Source organism: Nocardioides sp. P4_G10 (assembly GCF_056401175.1).
In genome coordinates, this window is record NZ_JBFUJV010000016.1 from 1 (window position 1) to 15317 (window position 15317).

Annotated in this window: 12 protein-coding genes and 1 pseudogene; 9 read left to right on the forward strand and 4 right to left on the reverse strand. The window is 72.6% G+C overall.

The window, feature by feature from the left end; all coding sequences use genetic code 11:
* From AC1DP1_RS16220 to AC1DP1_RS16235, 4 genes and pseudogenes are all read right to left on the reverse strand, one after another.
* Window positions 1–217 (reverse strand): annotated as a pseudogene (locus tag AC1DP1_RS16220) (IS30 family transposase); the annotation flags it as partial.
* Between the two features lie 228 nt (window positions 218–445).
* Window positions 446–2812, reverse strand: a complete 2367-nt coding sequence (locus AC1DP1_RS16225) for a transglutaminase TgpA family protein (protein WP_477507693.1) — start codon at window positions 2810–2812, stop codon at window positions 446–448.
* A complete protein-coding gene (locus AC1DP1_RS16230; RefSeq protein ID WP_477507694.1) occupies window positions 2809–4080 on the reverse strand; it encodes a DUF58 domain-containing protein in 1272 nt (423 codons plus the stop codon). Before AC1DP1_RS16230 ends, AC1DP1_RS16225 begins: the two co-directional genes overlap by 4 nt.
* Window positions 4073–5080, reverse strand: coding sequence for an AAA family ATPase (locus AC1DP1_RS16235; RefSeq protein ID WP_477507695.1), 1008 nt, complete (start codon window positions 5078–5080; stop codon window positions 4073–4075). Before AC1DP1_RS16235 ends, AC1DP1_RS16230 begins: the two co-directional genes overlap by 8 nt.
* 386 nt (window positions 5081–5466) lie before the next feature.
* Here AC1DP1_RS16235 and mraZ point away from each other — a divergent pair, with 386 nt between their 5' ends.
* The 9 genes from mraZ (at window position 5467) to murD (ending at window position 15291) form a co-directional block, all read left to right on the forward strand.
* Window positions 5467–5895, forward strand: coding sequence for a division/cell wall cluster transcriptional repressor MraZ (gene mraZ / locus AC1DP1_RS16240; protein ID WP_457185622.1), 429 nt, complete (start codon window positions 5467–5469; stop codon window positions 5893–5895).
* A gap of 248 nt (window positions 5896–6143) precedes the next feature.
* Entirely contained in the window at window positions 6144–6305 is a 162-nt protein-coding gene (locus tag AC1DP1_RS16245) for a hypothetical protein (RefSeq protein ID WP_268112445.1), read from the forward strand.
* A gap of 4 nt (window positions 6306–6309) precedes the next feature.
* Window positions 6310–7287: a 16S rRNA (cytosine(1402)-N(4))-methyltransferase RsmH gene (gene rsmH, locus AC1DP1_RS16250; protein ID WP_477507696.1), complete on the forward strand. Its 978-nt coding sequence runs from the start codon at window positions 6310–6312 to the stop codon at window positions 7285–7287.
* Window positions 7284–7844, forward strand: coding sequence for a cell division protein FtsL (gene ftsL / locus AC1DP1_RS16255; RefSeq protein WP_477507697.1), 561 nt, complete (start codon window positions 7284–7286; stop codon window positions 7842–7844). Before rsmH ends, ftsL begins: the two co-directional genes overlap by 4 nt.
* Before the next feature lie 90 nt (window positions 7845–7934).
* Window positions 7935–9707, forward strand: a complete 1773-nt coding sequence (locus tag AC1DP1_RS16260; protein ID WP_477507698.1) for a peptidoglycan D,D-transpeptidase FtsI family protein — start codon at window positions 7935–7937, stop codon at window positions 9705–9707.
* A gap of 17 nt (window positions 9708–9724) precedes the next feature.
* Window positions 9725–11278 carry a UDP-N-acetylmuramoyl-L-alanyl-D-glutamate--2,6-diaminopimelate ligase gene (locus tag AC1DP1_RS16265; RefSeq protein WP_477507699.1) on the forward strand — a complete coding sequence of 518 codons (1554 nt, stop codon included), beginning with the start codon at window positions 9725–9727 and terminating at the stop codon, window positions 11276–11278.
* Window positions 11275–12678 (forward strand): UDP-N-acetylmuramoyl-tripeptide--D-alanyl-D-alanine ligase, encoded by a 1404-nt coding sequence (locus AC1DP1_RS16270; protein WP_477507700.1) that lies wholly within the window; start codon window positions 11275–11277, stop codon window positions 12676–12678. Before AC1DP1_RS16265 ends, AC1DP1_RS16270 begins: the two co-directional genes overlap by 4 nt.
* Complete coding sequence (gene mraY, locus AC1DP1_RS16275) at window positions 12675–13787, forward strand: phospho-N-acetylmuramoyl-pentapeptide-transferase (protein ID WP_477507701.1); 1113 nt, start codon at window positions 12675–12677, stop codon at window positions 13785–13787. Before AC1DP1_RS16270 ends, mraY begins: the two co-directional genes overlap by 4 nt.
* Window positions 13780–15291: a UDP-N-acetylmuramoyl-L-alanine--D-glutamate ligase gene (gene murD, locus AC1DP1_RS16280; RefSeq protein ID WP_477507702.1), complete on the forward strand. Its 1512-nt coding sequence runs from the start codon at window positions 13780–13782 to the stop codon at window positions 15289–15291. The genes mraY and murD overlap by 8 nt, the downstream gene beginning before the upstream one ends.
* Window positions 15292–15317: the final 26 nt, after the last annotated feature.

The window sequence follows — 15317 nt, forward strand, 5'->3', positions numbered from 1 at the left end:
CGGCGGCATGGAGCGCCGCGATCTCTTCACGCTGTTCGAAACTCAAACGCGGCCTGAGTATCGCCGGCGGATCACACGGGGGCATCACCCCACCACGCTCGCGGTACCAATCCATCCCCGCGAACCGCGACGCGCCAACCCTCTGCGCCGCCTCCGCGACCGTCAGCCCCTCGCGTACAAGACACCAGAACTCACGACGAACCTGCTGCGGAAACACCCGCCGAGCCGCCATCACAGACACCCCTTCATCACGAGGTGTTGCATCCAGACCTTGAACCCAAGCGAGCCGAATGTGGGTGGCGCACCGCCCACGGGCGTGTCGTTCGGGGCTCGCCGTACGAGCGGTGGCTGAGCCACGTTCCGGGCGAGCCGAATGTGGGTGGCGCACCGCCGACGGGCGTGTCGCCGAGGACTCGCCGCGTGCGACCGCAGGCCGCTGGTCCGCTCAGCCGACCAGCTCGTCGACCGTCCGGGTCGACTCGTGGTCCGGGGTCGTGGTCGAGGCCCGGCCTGCGCGGGTGCGCGGGCGCCACGACCTGCGGCGTCCCACGACGGAGGTCGGCCACCACTCCGCGCGGCGCGCCTCACGCGACGTCACCCCGGCGGCGAGGGACTCCTCGACGAGGACGAGGTCGCCGGCGAGGTGGTCGGCGGTGAAGGTCTCGGGGTCGCGGGCGTAGCGGCTGCGCTCGAGAGCCGAGACGAGCCGGTCGAGGGCCTGAGCCGCCTCGGGGGCCTGGTCGCGACCGCGCCGCGGGCGGTCGGGTCGCGAGCCGTCGTGGACGGGCGTCGCCAGCAGGTGGCCGAGCCACTCGCCGGCGCGTCGGGGCGACCGGCCCACCGGCCAGGCGTGGCCCAGGTCGGTGGCGACGTCTCGGAGCTCGAGCCAGAGGTCCTCGACGTCCCCGTCGAGGCGGCGGCGCCGCCGCGCCGTACGGACCAGCCGGGGCGTGAGCAGCAGGAGACCCACCACCGCCAGGCCGAGAAGGCCGGCGACGATCGGGACCCAGGGGGTCGACGAGGCGCTGCTGTCGTCGGAGGCCGCGTCGGCGGCGGCATCCGCGCCGCGCTCGGGCAGGTCCTCGCTGGGGCGGGCGGCGCTCGGCGTGGGCGTCTCGGTGACCTCGGCGAACTGCGCCTCGGTGTAGTCCGGCGGCTGGCTGGTGCGGGCCTGGGGGGTGGGCTCGAAGCGCACCCAGCCCGATCCCGGGAAGTAGAGCTCGGGCCAGGCGTGCAGGTCGCGCGAGGAGAACTCCCACGAGCCGTTGGTGGCGCGCTCGGGCTCGAGGAAGCCGACCGCCACCCGGCTCGGGATGCCGATGATGCGCGCCATGATCGCCATCGACGCCGCGAACTGCTCGCAGTAGCCGACCCGGTCGTTGAGGAACGCGAGGAGGTCCGCGCTGCCGTCGCCCGCTGACGGGACCTCGCTGAGGTCGTAGCGGAAGCCGCCGTCCTCGCGGAACCACTGCTGCAGCACCTGCGCCTTCTGGAAACGGGTGGGTGCGTCCGCAGTGATGCTCGCCGCCAGCCGGCGGATCTCGTTGTTGAGCGTGCTCGGCACCTCGGTGAAGATCCCGGCCACCGAGCCGGCACCGGACACCGCGGAGTTCATCCGGTCGGCGTCGTACTCGAGCTGGACACCCGTGTAGTCGTAGGTGCTGTCGGCCGTCGTGATGCCCTCGCGCGCGGCGATGACGTCGCGGGTGTTGAGGTCGTAGCGCCAGTCGTTGCCGGCCGCGATCCGCGTCGTCTGCGCCGCGGTGGGCAGCCACGTCGACGCGAAGTCCGGCCCGACGCGTACGTCGTACTTGAACTCGCGGCGCTGCACGTCGAGGGCTACGCCGTCGAGCGAGGGCAGCGCGCCGGTCGCGGCCTGCGACTCGGGGATCTCGCGATCCCCGGGCGTCCACTGCGAGCCGCTGAACCGGGAGAGGACCGAGATGCGGAGGTAGGTCGGCCTCGGTCCGAGCGTGGTGACCCACAGCAGCGGGATGTCCTCGCCGCGGCGCAGGTCACGGCGCAGGTCGACCATCGGGTCCTGCACCTCGACCTCGCGCGTGCCGGGTCCGTTGCCCTCGAAGACGCTCATGCTCATCGTGGGCACGGCGACGGGCACGACGACCGCGAGCGCGATGGCGGTCGCGCCGAGCGCCAGCGCCGTGTTGCCGATCGCGCCGGTGCGGACCGAGAAGGAGCCCTTCTCGCCCTCGGGTGCGCGGCCCCAGCTGGTGACGTGGTCGCTGTGCTGGATGAAGACCAGGGTGAGGAACAGGCCGGCGATCACGGCGAAGAGCCACCACGACACCGCGTCTCCGGTGACCGCGACCGGCAGGGTGTAGGCGGCGAGCAGCACGAGGCCGGCCACCGGGGCCCGCCGCATGGTGCAGGCGATCAGGTCGACGAGCAGCACGACGAGCGTGCCGCCGATGAGGAGCAACGGGTGCACCGGCGGGACGCCGGACTGCACGGGCGCGGCGTAGCTGCGCGACGTCTCGAGCGCGTCTGACAGCGCGGCCATGAAGGTGTCGACGTTGCTCGGGGTCGGGATGGGCGACCCGGTGGTGGTGCCGAGCACGAGGAGGCCGCCGAGCACGAGCTGGCCGGCGACGATCGCGAGTCCCGGGAGCCGGCTCCAGCGAGCCAGGGCGCCCGAACCGGCCAGGACGACCCCGATGAGGAGCAGTGGGATCGCGACCTCGCCGAAGTCATCGGTCAGGACGCGCCACGAGAGCACGGTCGTCCAGGAGGCCAGGAGCGCGATGCCGGCGATGCGCAGCTGGTGGGGGAGCGTGCTCCACGAGGCCCTCATCGACCGGCTCCTGCCGGTGATGCCGTGGCCCGGCTCTGCATCAGGCCGAGCTCCTGCCAAGCGGTGTCGAGGCGGTCACGCGGGCCGAGGCTGATCGAGCGCCACCCGGTCGAGGTGAGGTGGGCGGCCGCGGCGGGGCCGGGCTGGACGGGCAGGTGCGGAGCCCACGCGTCCACGTCGAGCGCGATCGCCAGGCTCGACGAGGCGTGGTGCTGCAGGCGGCGGAGGAACGGCAGGTCAGGGTCGCCCAGTCCGCCGAAGACCCCGATGGTGAGACCGCCGTGCCCGGGCTCGGCCAGCCACTGGGTGTCGGGCGCGGGGGAGTGGTCGAGCTGCACGACGGCGAGCGCCTCGAGGAGCGGGATGGTGCTGGCCTCCGCGCTGTGGGAGTGCCACTCGGTCTCGCGGCTGTCGCCCGACGCGGTGACCAGGCGGACGGTGTAGCCGTGGTGGGCGAGGTGGATCGCGATCGACGCGGCCGCGGACACGGCGCCCTCGAGCGAGCTGGCCGCTCCCTGTCCGCGATGGGCGATGCCGCGGTTGTCGAGGAACACGGTCGCGCGCGACTGCCACGGCTGCTCCTCGCGGCGGACCATCAGCTCACCCACGCGGGCCGAGCTGCGCCAGTGGACGCGCCGCAGGTCATCGCCGCGCCGGTACTCCCGGACCGTGACGTCCTCCGCGCTGCCAGTGGCGAAGGCCCGGGGACGGTTGTCGCCCGACCCGGTCCAGGCGCCACCGAGCGGGATGCTGGGCAGGGGCGTCGTGCGCGGTGTGACGGTGAGCCGCGCCGTGGCGTGGAACGTCCGGCCGAGCTCGACGAAGCCGAACGGGTCGGTCACCCGCACCGACATCGGACCGATCTCGAACTGTCCGCGCAGCTCCGAGCGCACCTGGTACGTCGCGTGCCGGCGCCAGCCGTGCCCGAGACCCTCGAGGACGAAGCGCGGGCGGGTGCCGAGGACGTAGGGCAGTCGCTCCTCCAGCAGCAGCACGCCCGTGGGCGTGCGCGACTCGTTGGAGACGGTGAGCTCGACGGTCGCGGACTGCCCGGCGACGACGAGCTGGGGCGTGACCGTGCGGACCAGCGAGAGGCGGTAGCGAGACCGCCCGACCCACCAGGCGGTGAGCAGCGGCAGCACCGCGACCAGCACGCCGATGCGTACGACCGAGGAGTGCCCGACCACGATCGCGGCCACGACGGTGGTGATGCCGGCCGCGAGGAACGCCCGTCCGCGGACGGTCAGAGCCGCGAGTGCCTCACGCACGGCTGCCGCGTGGGACCGAGGTCGAGTCGGACGCCGAGGGGACGGGCACGGACTCCACGATCGCGGACAGGATCGCGGCGGTGGTGCGTCCGCTCATCGTCGCCTCGACGTTGGGGAGCAGTCGGTGGGCGAGGACGGGGGACGTGATGCCGTGGATGTCGTCGGGCAGGACGTAGTCGCGTCCCTGCGTGGCGGCGACTGCCTTGGCCGCCCGCACCAGGTGGAGCGTCGCTCGCGGTGACGCGCCGAGGTGCAGGTCGTTGCTGGCGCGGGTCGCGGTGGTGAGGGCCACGGCGTAGCGGTGCACCGCGGTGGACACGTGCACCCGGCCGACGATCTCGATCACCTTGCGGATCTCCCCGGCGTCGGTGACAGGCTCGAGGTCGTCGAGCGGGTTGTGGGCGGTGTGCCCCTCGAGCATGGCGATCTCCGCAGCCTCCACGGGGTAGCCGACCGAGACGCGCGCCATGAAGCGGTCGCGCTGCGCCTCCGGCAGGGCGTAGGTGCCCTCCATCTCGATGGGGTTCTGCGTTGCGATCACCATGAACGGCTTCTCGAGCATGTAGGTCGCGTTGTCGACGGTGACCTGGCGCTCCTCCATGGCCTCGAGCAGGGCTGACTGGGTCTTGGGGGAGGCCCGGTTGATCTCGTCGCCGACCACGATGTTGGCGAACACACCGCCGGGCCGGAACTCGAACTGGCGGGTGTCCTGGTTGAAGATCGAGACGCCGGTGACGTCGGAGGGCAGCAGGTCCGGGGTGAACTGGATGCGCGCCACCGAGCAGTCGATGCTGCGGGCCAGCGCCTTGCTGAGCTGGGTCTTGCCGACGCCGGGCACGTCCTCGATGAGGAGATGACCCTCGGCGAGGAGGACGACCAGGGCGGCGTTGACGACGTCGGGCTTGCCCGCGATCACGCGCTCGATGTTCTGGCGCACGGCGCCGGTGACCCGCCGAACGGTGTCCAGGTCGGGCGCCTGCTCGGAAAACCCAGTCGTCACGTTGTCCGTCCCCTCGTACGTGCTCGTCCCCACGGTATGTGGTGCGCGCAACATACCCGTCCGGCCCCACCCACGCGGCTCCTCGTCGCGGGCGTCACCCACCCGGGCTACCCCGGTTCCCCCACTTCGCCCCACCGCTGGCGGCCCGATCTCCCCACCGGCGCTCCACCTGGCCTGCCGGCGACCCCTCCTGAGCGTGGATCGGCGCTCCTCCACGCCTGATCGAGCGCTGGAGCGGTTCGGGCCGGCCGCGCCGGCAACGCCACGAAAGCCCGAAATTCGTGCGTGAAACACGCGTGATCTGGTTGACGGTGGAGCGAAGTGGAGTACTGTGGTGCGAAGTGGGGGACAGGGTCGATCTGCCCGCCGAGCAGGGGAGGTACCGGATGTTCTTCGGCACCTACACGCCCAAGCTCGACGAGAAGGGCCGGCTCTTCCTCCCGGCGAAGTTCAGGGACGAGCTGACGGAGGGACTCGTGGTGACCAGAGGTCAGGAGCGCTGCCTCACCGTCTGGTCCCTGGCCGACTTCGAGAAGCTCACCGACCGGCTCCGCGAGGCGCCGGTCACGCAGAAGAACACCCGTGACTACGTCCGCATGCTGTTCGCCGCCGCCAGCCAGGAGGTGCCGGACAAGCAGGGACGCATCAACATCCCGGCACCGCTGCGGGAGTACGCCTCGCTCCGCAAGGAGTGCGTCGTCATCGGGTCGATGAACCGGATCGAGATCTGGGACCCGACCTCGTGGGCGACCTACTCCGAGGAGCAGGAGCAGAAGTTCTCCGAGCTCAGCGACGAGGTCTTCCCCGGCATCTGAGCCAGCACCGCCCGACAACTCCACAGCTGACATCGCGACCCGTATCACCAGGTCTCGAGCCCGCTCCTCGCGTGGCCATCTGGGGCACTTCCCCGGCACCAGAGGGCACCCACCCCGAGAGGGGCAGAGGAGCGGGCAGGGACCTGGTGCGGCGGCTCGCCCCGTGCCACACGACGGGGAGTGTCAGCCGCACCGCCAACCAGCAGCACCAGCCAGCACATCCGCAGCACACCAGTGGGGTCGAGACCATGAGCACCACCCAGCCCGTGGGACGCACGGCAGCGGCACCGCCGCTGCGGGTGCGCGACCAGGCGCGCGAGGCGGCTGCCCTGATCGCGTTCTCGGCCGCCACGGCCTGCGGCCTGGCGCTGGCCCTGCTCCTGCTGACCCACCTGGGCTCCCAGGGCTGAGCAGATGACGACTCCCCGCCACGCCCCGGTGCTCCTCGACCGGGTCGTCGCCCTGCTGGCGCCTGCGCTCGAGGCCCCCGGCTCGGTCTACGTCGACTGCACGCTCGGCCTCGGTGGCCACAGCGAGGCCGTCCTCGAGCGCCTCCCGAACGCCCGGGTCATCGGCATCGACCGCGACCCGGTCGCCCTGCAGATGTCGAGCGAGCGGCTCGCGGCGCACGGTGACCGCTTCACCGCCGTGCACGCGGTGTACGACGAGCTTCCCGAGGTGGTCGGCTCGCTCGGCCTCGACCACGTCGATGCCGTCTTCTTCGACCTCGGCGTCTCCTCCATGCAGCTCGACGTCCGCGAGCGCGGCTTCGCCTACTCCGAGGACGCACCGCTCGACATGCGGATGGACCCGACGACCGGACGGACCGCGGCCGAGCTGCTCAACACCGCCACGGCCCAGGAGCTGACTCGCATCCTGCGGGAGTACGGCGAGGAGAAGTTCGCCAGCAGGATCGCCCGCGAGGTGGTCCGCCGACGCGAGACGACGCCGTTCACCACCAGCGCCGACCTCGTCGAGCTGCTCTACGCATCGATCCCCGCCCCGGCGCGGCGTACCGGTGGCCACCCCGCCAAGCGCACCTTCCAGGCGCTGCGGATGGCCGTCAACGACGAGCTCGCCGTCCTGCGCCGCGCGATCCCCGCCTCCATCGAGGTCATCGGCGTCGGTGGTCGCGTGGTCGTCGAGGCCTACCACTCGCTCGAGGACCGCCTGGTCAAGCGGGCCTTCGCCGACGCCACCCGGCTGGACGTGCCGCCGGACCTGCCGTTCGTCCCCGAGGGTGCCGAGCCTGCCCTGCGGCTCGTCACCCGCGGCGCCGAGCAGGCCGACGAGCACGAGATCGCCGAGAACCCCCGAGCAGCATCCGTCCGCCTGCGCGCCGTCGAGCGCGTCCTCCCGTCCTCTCCCTCTTCCCCAGGAGTCGCCCGATGAGCAGTTCCGCCCTGCAGCCCAGGACCCGCGTCACGCGGATCGCCCAGGAGGCGGTCGACAAGGCCCGTCTCACCGTGGTGCCGCGCGTGCGGTCCCGCGCGCCGCGGGTGCCGTTCATGACGCTGGTGAGCCTGGTCCTGGTCGGCGGCATCGTGGGACTGCTCCTCTTCAACACCTCCATGCAGCAGGCGTCGTTCACGGCGTCCGCCCTCGAGTCGGAGGCCGACACCCTCGCCGCGCGCGAGCAGACGCTGCGGATGGAGCTCGACGAGCTCCGCAACCCGCAGCGCGTCGCGACCCAGGCGCAGACGATGGGCATGGTGATCCCGTCGGCCCCGGTGTTCCTCGACCTCGAGACGGGCAAGACCACCGGCGTCCGGACGCCGGCCACCCGGGAGAATGCCATCCAGCTGCAGCCGCCGGCGCCGATCAAGCCGGCGATCCTCGCGCCCGAGCCGACGTACGTCGAGGTCCCCGCCGCTCCCACTGTCGAGGAGCAGGCCACGACGGACCCCGGGGTGGCGAACGCCAAGCCCCGCAAGAACCGCAACCGCTGACGGCGCGGTCACGCCGTTCGACGGCACCGCACACCTAGATTGTCGAGCAGGTCGGATCCGGCAGGGAGCCGACGGGAAATGAGGAGACCAGTGCCGAGCACCCGCACCAGGCGCGGCGCCTCGCGCGGCGCGCCGATGCTGCGACTGCGCATCGGGTTCGTCCTCATCGCGATCGTCCTCTCCTTCTTCGGTGCGAGGCTCGTCCAGCTCCAGGGCGTCGACCCGCGCTCGTACGCCGTCCGCGCGGCCGCCGAGGGTGCGGTGCGGCTGCCACTGGTGGCGGAGCGGGGCGACATCCTCGACCGCAACGGCGTACCCCTGGCCGACTCGGTCAAGGGCAAGATGGTCATCGCCGACCCCGACCTCACCGCCGACCGGGCACCCGAGCTCGCGCGCCTGCTCTCGGACCGGCTCTCCGTCGACTACTTCCGGACCCTCACGGCCCTGCGCGGGCGCAAGGAGGGCAGCCGCTACGAGTACGTCGCCCGCCGGGTGCCGAGCACCCTCGCCGGCGACACGCTCGCCGAGCTCGACGCCGCCGGGTTCACCGGCATCAGCCTCCAGGACGACCCGATCCGCTCCTACCCCTCCGGCGACGTGGCCGCCAACCTGCTCGGCTACATGGGCACCGACGAGCCCCTCGGCGGCTTCGAGCGCACCTTCGACAAGCAGCTGGCCGGCGTCGACGGCGAGGCGACGTGGCAGTCCAACTCCGGCAAGGGCGTGCGGATCCCGCTGCGCGAGAGCACGCTCAAGGCCGCGCACAACGGTGCGCCGCTGCGCACCACCATCGACCGCGACCTCCAGTGGTTCACCCAGAAGGTGCTCGCGCAGTCGGTGCGCCAGTACCGCGCGGAGAGCGGGGCCGCGGTCGTCATGGACACCCGCACCGGCGAGATCCTCGCGCTCGCCGACGTGCCGACCTTCGACGCCAACGCGCCGACCGAGGCCGACGAGGACGACCTCGGGTCCCGCGCCCTGAGCGACACCTACGAGCCCGGCTCGGTGGAGAAGGTGCTCACTGCTTCCTCGCTCATCGACGCCGGCAAGGCGTTCCCGCGCCAGCGCTTCAAGGTGCCGCCCAGCCTCGCCCGGCAGGACCGGGTGATCGGTGACTGGTTCGACCACGGCAACATCCGGCTCACGCTCGCGGGGATCATCGCGAAGTCCTCCAACATCGGCACCGTGCTCGCCGCCGACGCGTTCTCCCCGGTCGAGCTGGTGGCCTACCTGCAGAAGTTCGGTCTCGGCCAGCGGACCAACGTCGGTGTGCGCGGCGAGACCCCCGGCATCCTCACGCCGGGCGAGGCGATGACCTCGCAGACCAAGGACCGCGTCGCCTTCGGCCAGTCACTCTCGGTCAACGTCGCCCAGATGGCTGCGGCCGTCAACACGGTCGCCAACGGCGGCGTGCGGGTCTCCCCGAGCCTGATCGCCGGCTCCGCGGTCACCGACGACGGAGTCACCGTCGGCACCGACGAGGCCACCCGCACCCGGGTCGTCAGCAAGCAGGCCGCGCGCGCGACCGCCCGCATGATGGAGAAGGTCGTCGACCCCGAGGACGGTGTCGCGCCCGCGGCGCAGGTGCCCGGCTACCTCGTGGCMGGCAAGACCGGCACCGCCCAGCGGGTCGCCAGCGACGGCACCGGCTACGACGGCAGCACCTCGGTGTCCTTCGGCGGCTTCGCGCCGGCCGACGACGCCCGCTTCACGGTCTACGTCGTGGTCCACGCACCCAAGGTCGACGGGGGCGGCGGCTCGATCGCGGGCCCGGTGTTCTCCCGGATCATGGGCTACGTCCTGGGCCGCTACGGCGTCGAGCCGACCAACGGCACGCCGTCGCGCCTGCCCGTCGAGTGGTGACTCGATACCCTCGGCCGGTGCACGAGCCCGAGAGTGCGACGCGTCCGCAGCAGTCCCCGTCGACCCCTGCGACCGAGCTCGCCGACTGGCTCTCGGCCACGACAGACGTCGCCGTGCACGGTGACCTGGCCGTCGCCGTCTCCGGCATCTCGCTGAGCACCGCACGGGTGCGACCCGGCGACCTGTACGCAGCGCTCCCGGGCGCGCGCGCCCACGGTGCGGACTTCGCCGCGCAGGCCGTCGCGGCCGGCGCCGTCGTGGTGCTGACCGACTCCGCGGGCCTGGACCGGCTCCCGCCGGGCACGCCCGCCCTCGTGGTGACCGAGCCGCGGCGCGTGCTCGGGCGCCTCGCCGCGCGGATCTACGGCGACCCCGCCGCCGGTCTGCGCGTCATCGGAGTGACCGGCACCCAGGGCAAGACCACCACCACCCGCGTGCTCGAGCAGGGGCTCACCGAGGCCGGCGTGACCTCGGCGGCCATCGGCACCGTCGGCACCCGGATCGCGGGGGAGGACGTCAAGACCCAGCTCACGACGCCGGAGGCGCCGGACCTGCACGGCCTCTTCGCGGTCATGCGCGAGCGCGGCGTCGACACCTGCGCCATGGAGGTCTCCAGCCACGCTCTCGTGCTCGGTCGGGTCGACGGCGTCGTCTTCGACGTCGCGACCTTCCTCAACCTCGGTCGCGACCACCTCGACTTCCACGCCGACCTCGACGACTACTTCGCCGCCAAGGCCGGTCTCTTCACCCCCGAGCGGGCCCGGGTCGGGCTGACCAACGTCGACGACGAGTTCGGCCGTCGCCTCCTCGACGTCGCCGGCATCCCGATGTCCACGTACTCCTCCCGCGGTGCCGACGCCGACTGGCGGGCGGTCGACGTCGACCTCACGGCCGGGGGCGCGAGCTTCACGGTCCTCGGCCCCGACGTCGAGCTCCGCACCGAGATCCACGTGCCGGGCGAGTTCAACGTCTCCAACGCGCTGGCCGCCATCGCCTCGGCGGCGCTCGCCGGGCTCGACCCGCGACGGGTGGCCGACGGCATCGCCCGCGTCGGCGGGGTCCCGGGGCGGCTCGAGCAGGTCTCCGCCGGCCAGGACTTCACCGTGGTCGTCGACTACGCCCACAAGCCCGACGCCCTCGAGGCGGTCCTCGCCACCCTGCGACCGCTGACCGACGGCCAGGTCGTCGTCGTGGTGGGCGCCGGCGGTGACCGCGACACCGTGAAGCGTCCGGTGATGGGGGAGATCGCCGCGCGGCTCGCCGACGTGGTGGTGGTCACCGACGACAACCCCCGCACGGAGGACCCCCCGTCGATCCGCGCCGCCGTCCTGGCCGGCGCCCGCGGCCCCGCCGAGGTCGTCGAGGTGGGCGACCGTCGGCTCGCGATCCGTGAGGCCGTACGCCGTGCGCGTCCCGGCGACGTGCTGCTGATCGCCGGCAAGGGCCACGAGACCGGCCAGGAGGTCGGCGACGTGGTGCACCCGTTCGACGACCGCGTGGTCGCTGCCGAGGAGGTCCGGGCGCTCGCGGCCGGCCGCGACGGCGCCGACGTGCCCGGGAGCGACGCATGATCGAGATGACCCTGGACCAGATCGCCGACGTGGTCGGCGGCACCGCCCACGGCGAGGCGGTCGTCGTCGGCGGCGCGTTCGTCGACACCCGCACCCCGGAGGACGGCGGTCTCTTCGTGGCCGTGGCCGGCGAGCGGGTCGACGGCCACGACCTGGCCGGGGCCGCCGGTGACGCCGGTGCCGTGGCGGTGCTCGGCAGCCGGCCCACCGAGCTGCCCACCGTTGTGGTGGACGACGTGACCGCGGCGCTCGGGCTGCTCGCGCGCCACGTCGTGGACCAGCTGCCCGAGGTCGTCGTCCTCGCGATGACCGGCTCCCAGGGCAAGACCGGCACCAAGGACTACCTCGCCCACCTGCTGTCCGAGGCCGGGCCCACCGTCGCGACCCGCGGCAACTTCAACAACGAGCTGGGCGTGCCGCTGACCGTGCTCCGGGCGACCCCCGACACCCGCTACCTCGTGGTCGAGATGGGCGCCCGCGGCGTCGGGCACGTCGCCGAGCTGTGCGCCATCGCGCCGCCCCAGGTGGCCGCCGTGCTCAACGTCGGCACCGCCCACATCGGGGAGTTCGGCAGCCGCGAGGCGATCGCGCAGGCCAAGGGCGAGATCGTCGAGGCGCTGCCCGCCGACGGCACCGCCGTGCTCAACGCCGACGACGACCTCGTGGCCGCGATGGCCGGGCGCACCGCGGCGCAGGTCGTCACGTTCGGGGGCCCCGCGGATGGCCCGGCCCCCGACGTCGCCGTCAGCGAGGTCACCACCGATGAGCTCGGCCGACAGTCGTTCGAGATGGCCCACCGCGGCTCCGGCGCCACCGTCCACCTCGCCCAGGTCGGCGCCTACCAGTGGCGCAACGCCGCGGCGGCCGCCTCGATGGCCCTCGCCGCGGGCCTCGACCTCGACACCGTCGCCGACTCGCTCGCCGACGCCGTCCCGGCCAGCCGCTGGCGGATGGAGCTGGCCGAGCGGCCCGACGGGCTCGTCGTCATCAACGACGCCTACAACGCCAACCCCGAGTCGATGCGGGCGGCGCTCGAGACCCTGGCCGGCATCGGAGACCGCACCGGTCGGCGTACGGTCGCCGTGCTGGGCCAGATGCTCGAGCTCGGCGACGGAGCCGCCGCGGCCCACCGGGAGGTGGGGGACTACGCCGCCCGGGCCGGGGTCGACGTGCTGCTCTCCGTCGGCGACGACGCAGCGGGGATCTCACGGGGTTTCGACGCCGCCGGAGGCGGGGGAGTGACCATCACCACGGCGGGGCGTGACGAAGCGGTCGACTGGCTGCGGCACAATGTCTCGGCTGCTGATGTCGTCCTGGTGAAGGCATCGCGGGGGGCGGCGCTGGAACTGATCGCCGACGACCTCCTGACCGGGAGCGGCAAGGAAGGAACCACCACATGAGAGCCATCCTGTTCGGAGGAGGACTCTCCCTGCTGATCTCCCTGCTCGGCACGCGCTACGCGATCCGGTTCTTCACGCGGCAGGGATTCGGGCAGCCGATCCGCGACGACGGCCCGACCACCCACCACGTCAAGCGCGGTACGCCGACCATGGGCGGCGCGGTCGTCGTGCTCGCCACCGTCGTCGGCTACTTCGCGGCCAAGCTGATCACCGGTCAGGCGCCCACCGCCTCGGCGCTGCTGCTGATCTTCCTGCTGGTGGGGCTCGGCGTCGTCGGTTTCCTCGACGACTTCCTCAAGGTCAGCCGACAGCACAGCACCGGCCTGCGCAGCCGCGCGAAGATGATCGGCCAGACGGTCGTCGCCCTCGTGTTCGGAGTGCTCGCCCTCTCGCCGGTGCTCGAGGACGAGCGCGGCTGGCGTCCTGCGTCGAACCACATCTCCTTCATCCGCGACTACGAGCGGTTCGCGCTCCCCGCGGTCCTGGCGCTGCTGCTCATCTGGTTCATCGTCACGGGCTTCAGCAACGCGGTGAACCTCGCCGACGGCCTCGACGGCCTCGCGACCGGCTCGTGCATCCTCATCTTCGCGGCCTACACGCTGGTCAACATCTGGCAGAACAGCCAGTCCTGTGCGCTGGAGGCGGGCGCCAAGTGCTACGAGGTGCGTGACCCGTTGGACCTCGCCGTCGTCGCCGCCGCCCTCACCGGCGCCTGCTTCGGGTTCCTCTGGTGGAACGCCTCGCCGGCGCAGATCATCCTGGGTGACACCGGCTCGCTGTCGCTGGGCGGCGCGATGGCCGGCTTCGCGATCATGACCCGCACCGAGCTGCTGCTGCTGGTCATCGGCGGGCTGTTCGTCGTCATCACGCTGTCGGTGATGATCCAGGTGTCGGTCTTCAAGGTCAGCCGGGCGAGCGGGCTGTTCCGGAGCATCTTCAAGGTCCAGGCCGGCCACCGGGTCTTCCGGATGACGCCCCTGCACCACCACTTCGAGATGCTCGGCTGGGAGCAGGTGACCATCGTCATCCGCTTCTGGATCGTCACCGGGCTCGCCGTGGCCACCGGTCTCGGCATCTTCTACGCCGAGTGGGTCGCCGGCGTTGGGTGAGCAGGCTCCCGGCGGGGTGCGCGTCGACGACCTCGGCCGCGCCAGCGACTGGTCCGGCGCACGCGTCGTGGTCGCCGGGTTCGGCGTCTCCGGCTTCGCCGCCGCCGACAACCTCCTGTTCCTCGGCGCGCAGGTGACGGCTCTCGACGAGTCGACCAGCGACGAGAAGGCCGAGAAGGCCGAGCTGCTGGAGACACTCGGCGCGACCGTCCGGCTCGAGCCGGGCGCGACCGACGTGCTGCCCGACGACGTCGACCTGGTGGTCACCTCACCGGGCTGGAAGCCGACCGCGCCGCTGCTCGCCCAGGCCACCGAGCGCGGGATCCCCGTGTGGGGCGAGGTCGAGCTGGCGTGGCGCCTGCGCGACCCCGACGCCGCCGCACCGTGGCTGGCCGTCACCGGCACCAACGGCAAGACCACGACGGTGCAGATGCTCCAGTCCATCCTCACCGCCGCCGGGCTCCGGGCCGTCGCGGTGGGCAACGTCGGCCTGCCGATCGTCGAGGCCGTGATGGACCCCGAGCCCTATGACGTCCTCGCCGTCGAGCTCTCCAGCTTCCAGCTCCACTACACCCGCTCGATGGCCGCGGAGTCGGCCGTCGTGCTCAACATCGCCGAGGACCACCTCGACTGGTACGACGACGAGCCGGGCGTGGGCACCGACCCGGGCGCCCGGACGGGCATGGAGGTCTACGCCGCCGACAAGGCGCGCGTCTACGCCGGTGTGCAGCGGGCCTGCGTCTACAACCTCGCCGACCCTGCCACCGAGGACATGGTCCGCGAGGCCGACGTCGGCGAGGGCGCGCGTGCCGTGGGCTTCACCCTCGGCATGCCGTCCGCCGGCAACCTCGGTGTCGTGGAGGACCTCCTCGTCGACCGGGCGTTCATCGAGGAGCGCGCGACCAGCGCCGCCGAGCTCTGCACGCTGGGCGACCTCGCCTCGCCCGCCCCGCACTTCGTCGCCAACGCCCTGGCCGCCGCCGCGCTCGCGCGAGCCCACGGCGTCAGCCAGCAGGCGGTGCGCGACGGGCTGCGCGCGTTCCGCCCCGACGGCCACCGGATCGCCCACGTCGCGGAGGCCGACGGCGTGACCTGGATCGACGACTCCAAGGCCACCAACCCGCACGCCGCCCAGTCGTCCCTCTCCGCCTACGAGGACGTCGTGTGGATCGCGGGCGGCCTCGCCAAGGGCGCTCGGTTCGACGACCTGGTGGCCGCGGTGGGCGGCCGGCTGCGTGGTGTCGTCCTGCTCGGCCGGGACCGCCAGGTGGTGGCCGACGCACTTTCGCGACACGCGCCCGATGTGCCGGTCATCGATGTGGGCGCGGACGAGACTGGGGATCCGATGGAGCGCGTGGTCGACGCGGCTGCCGGGCTCGCCAGGTCCGGTGACACGGTGTTGCTCGCGCCGGGGTGCGCCTCCATGGACATGTTCGCCAACTACGGCGCCCGCGGGGACGCGTTCGCGGCCGCCGTGCACCGCAGGATCGACCGCACCGACTAGCCACCAGCCGCCACCAGAGGGGAGCG

Coding starts and splice junctions, on each gene's coding strand:
- AC1DP1_RS16225 (WP_477507693.1), bottom strand. CDS start 2,812: ATGAGGGCCTCGTGGAGCACGCTCCCCCACCAGCTGCGCATCGCCGGC.
- mraZ (WP_457185622.1), top strand. CDS start 5,467: ATGTTCTTCGGCACCTACACGCCCAAGCTCGACGAGAAGGGCCGGCTC.
- AC1DP1_RS16245 (WP_268112445.1), top strand. CDS start 6,144: ATGAGCACCACCCAGCCCGTGGGACGCACGGCAGCGGCACCGCCGCTG.
- rsmH (WP_477507696.1), top strand. CDS start 6,310: ATGACGACTCCCCGCCACGCCCCGGTGCTCCTCGACCGGGTCGTCGCC.
- ftsL (WP_477507697.1), top strand. CDS start 7,284: ATGAGCAGTTCCGCCCTGCAGCCCAGGACCCGCGTCACGCGGATCGCC.
- AC1DP1_RS16270 (WP_477507700.1), top strand. CDS start 11,275: ATGATCGAGATGACCCTGGACCAGATCGCCGACGTGGTCGGCGGCACC.
- mraY (WP_477507701.1), top strand. CDS start 12,675: ATGAGAGCCATCCTGTTCGGAGGAGGACTCTCCCTGCTGATCTCCCTG.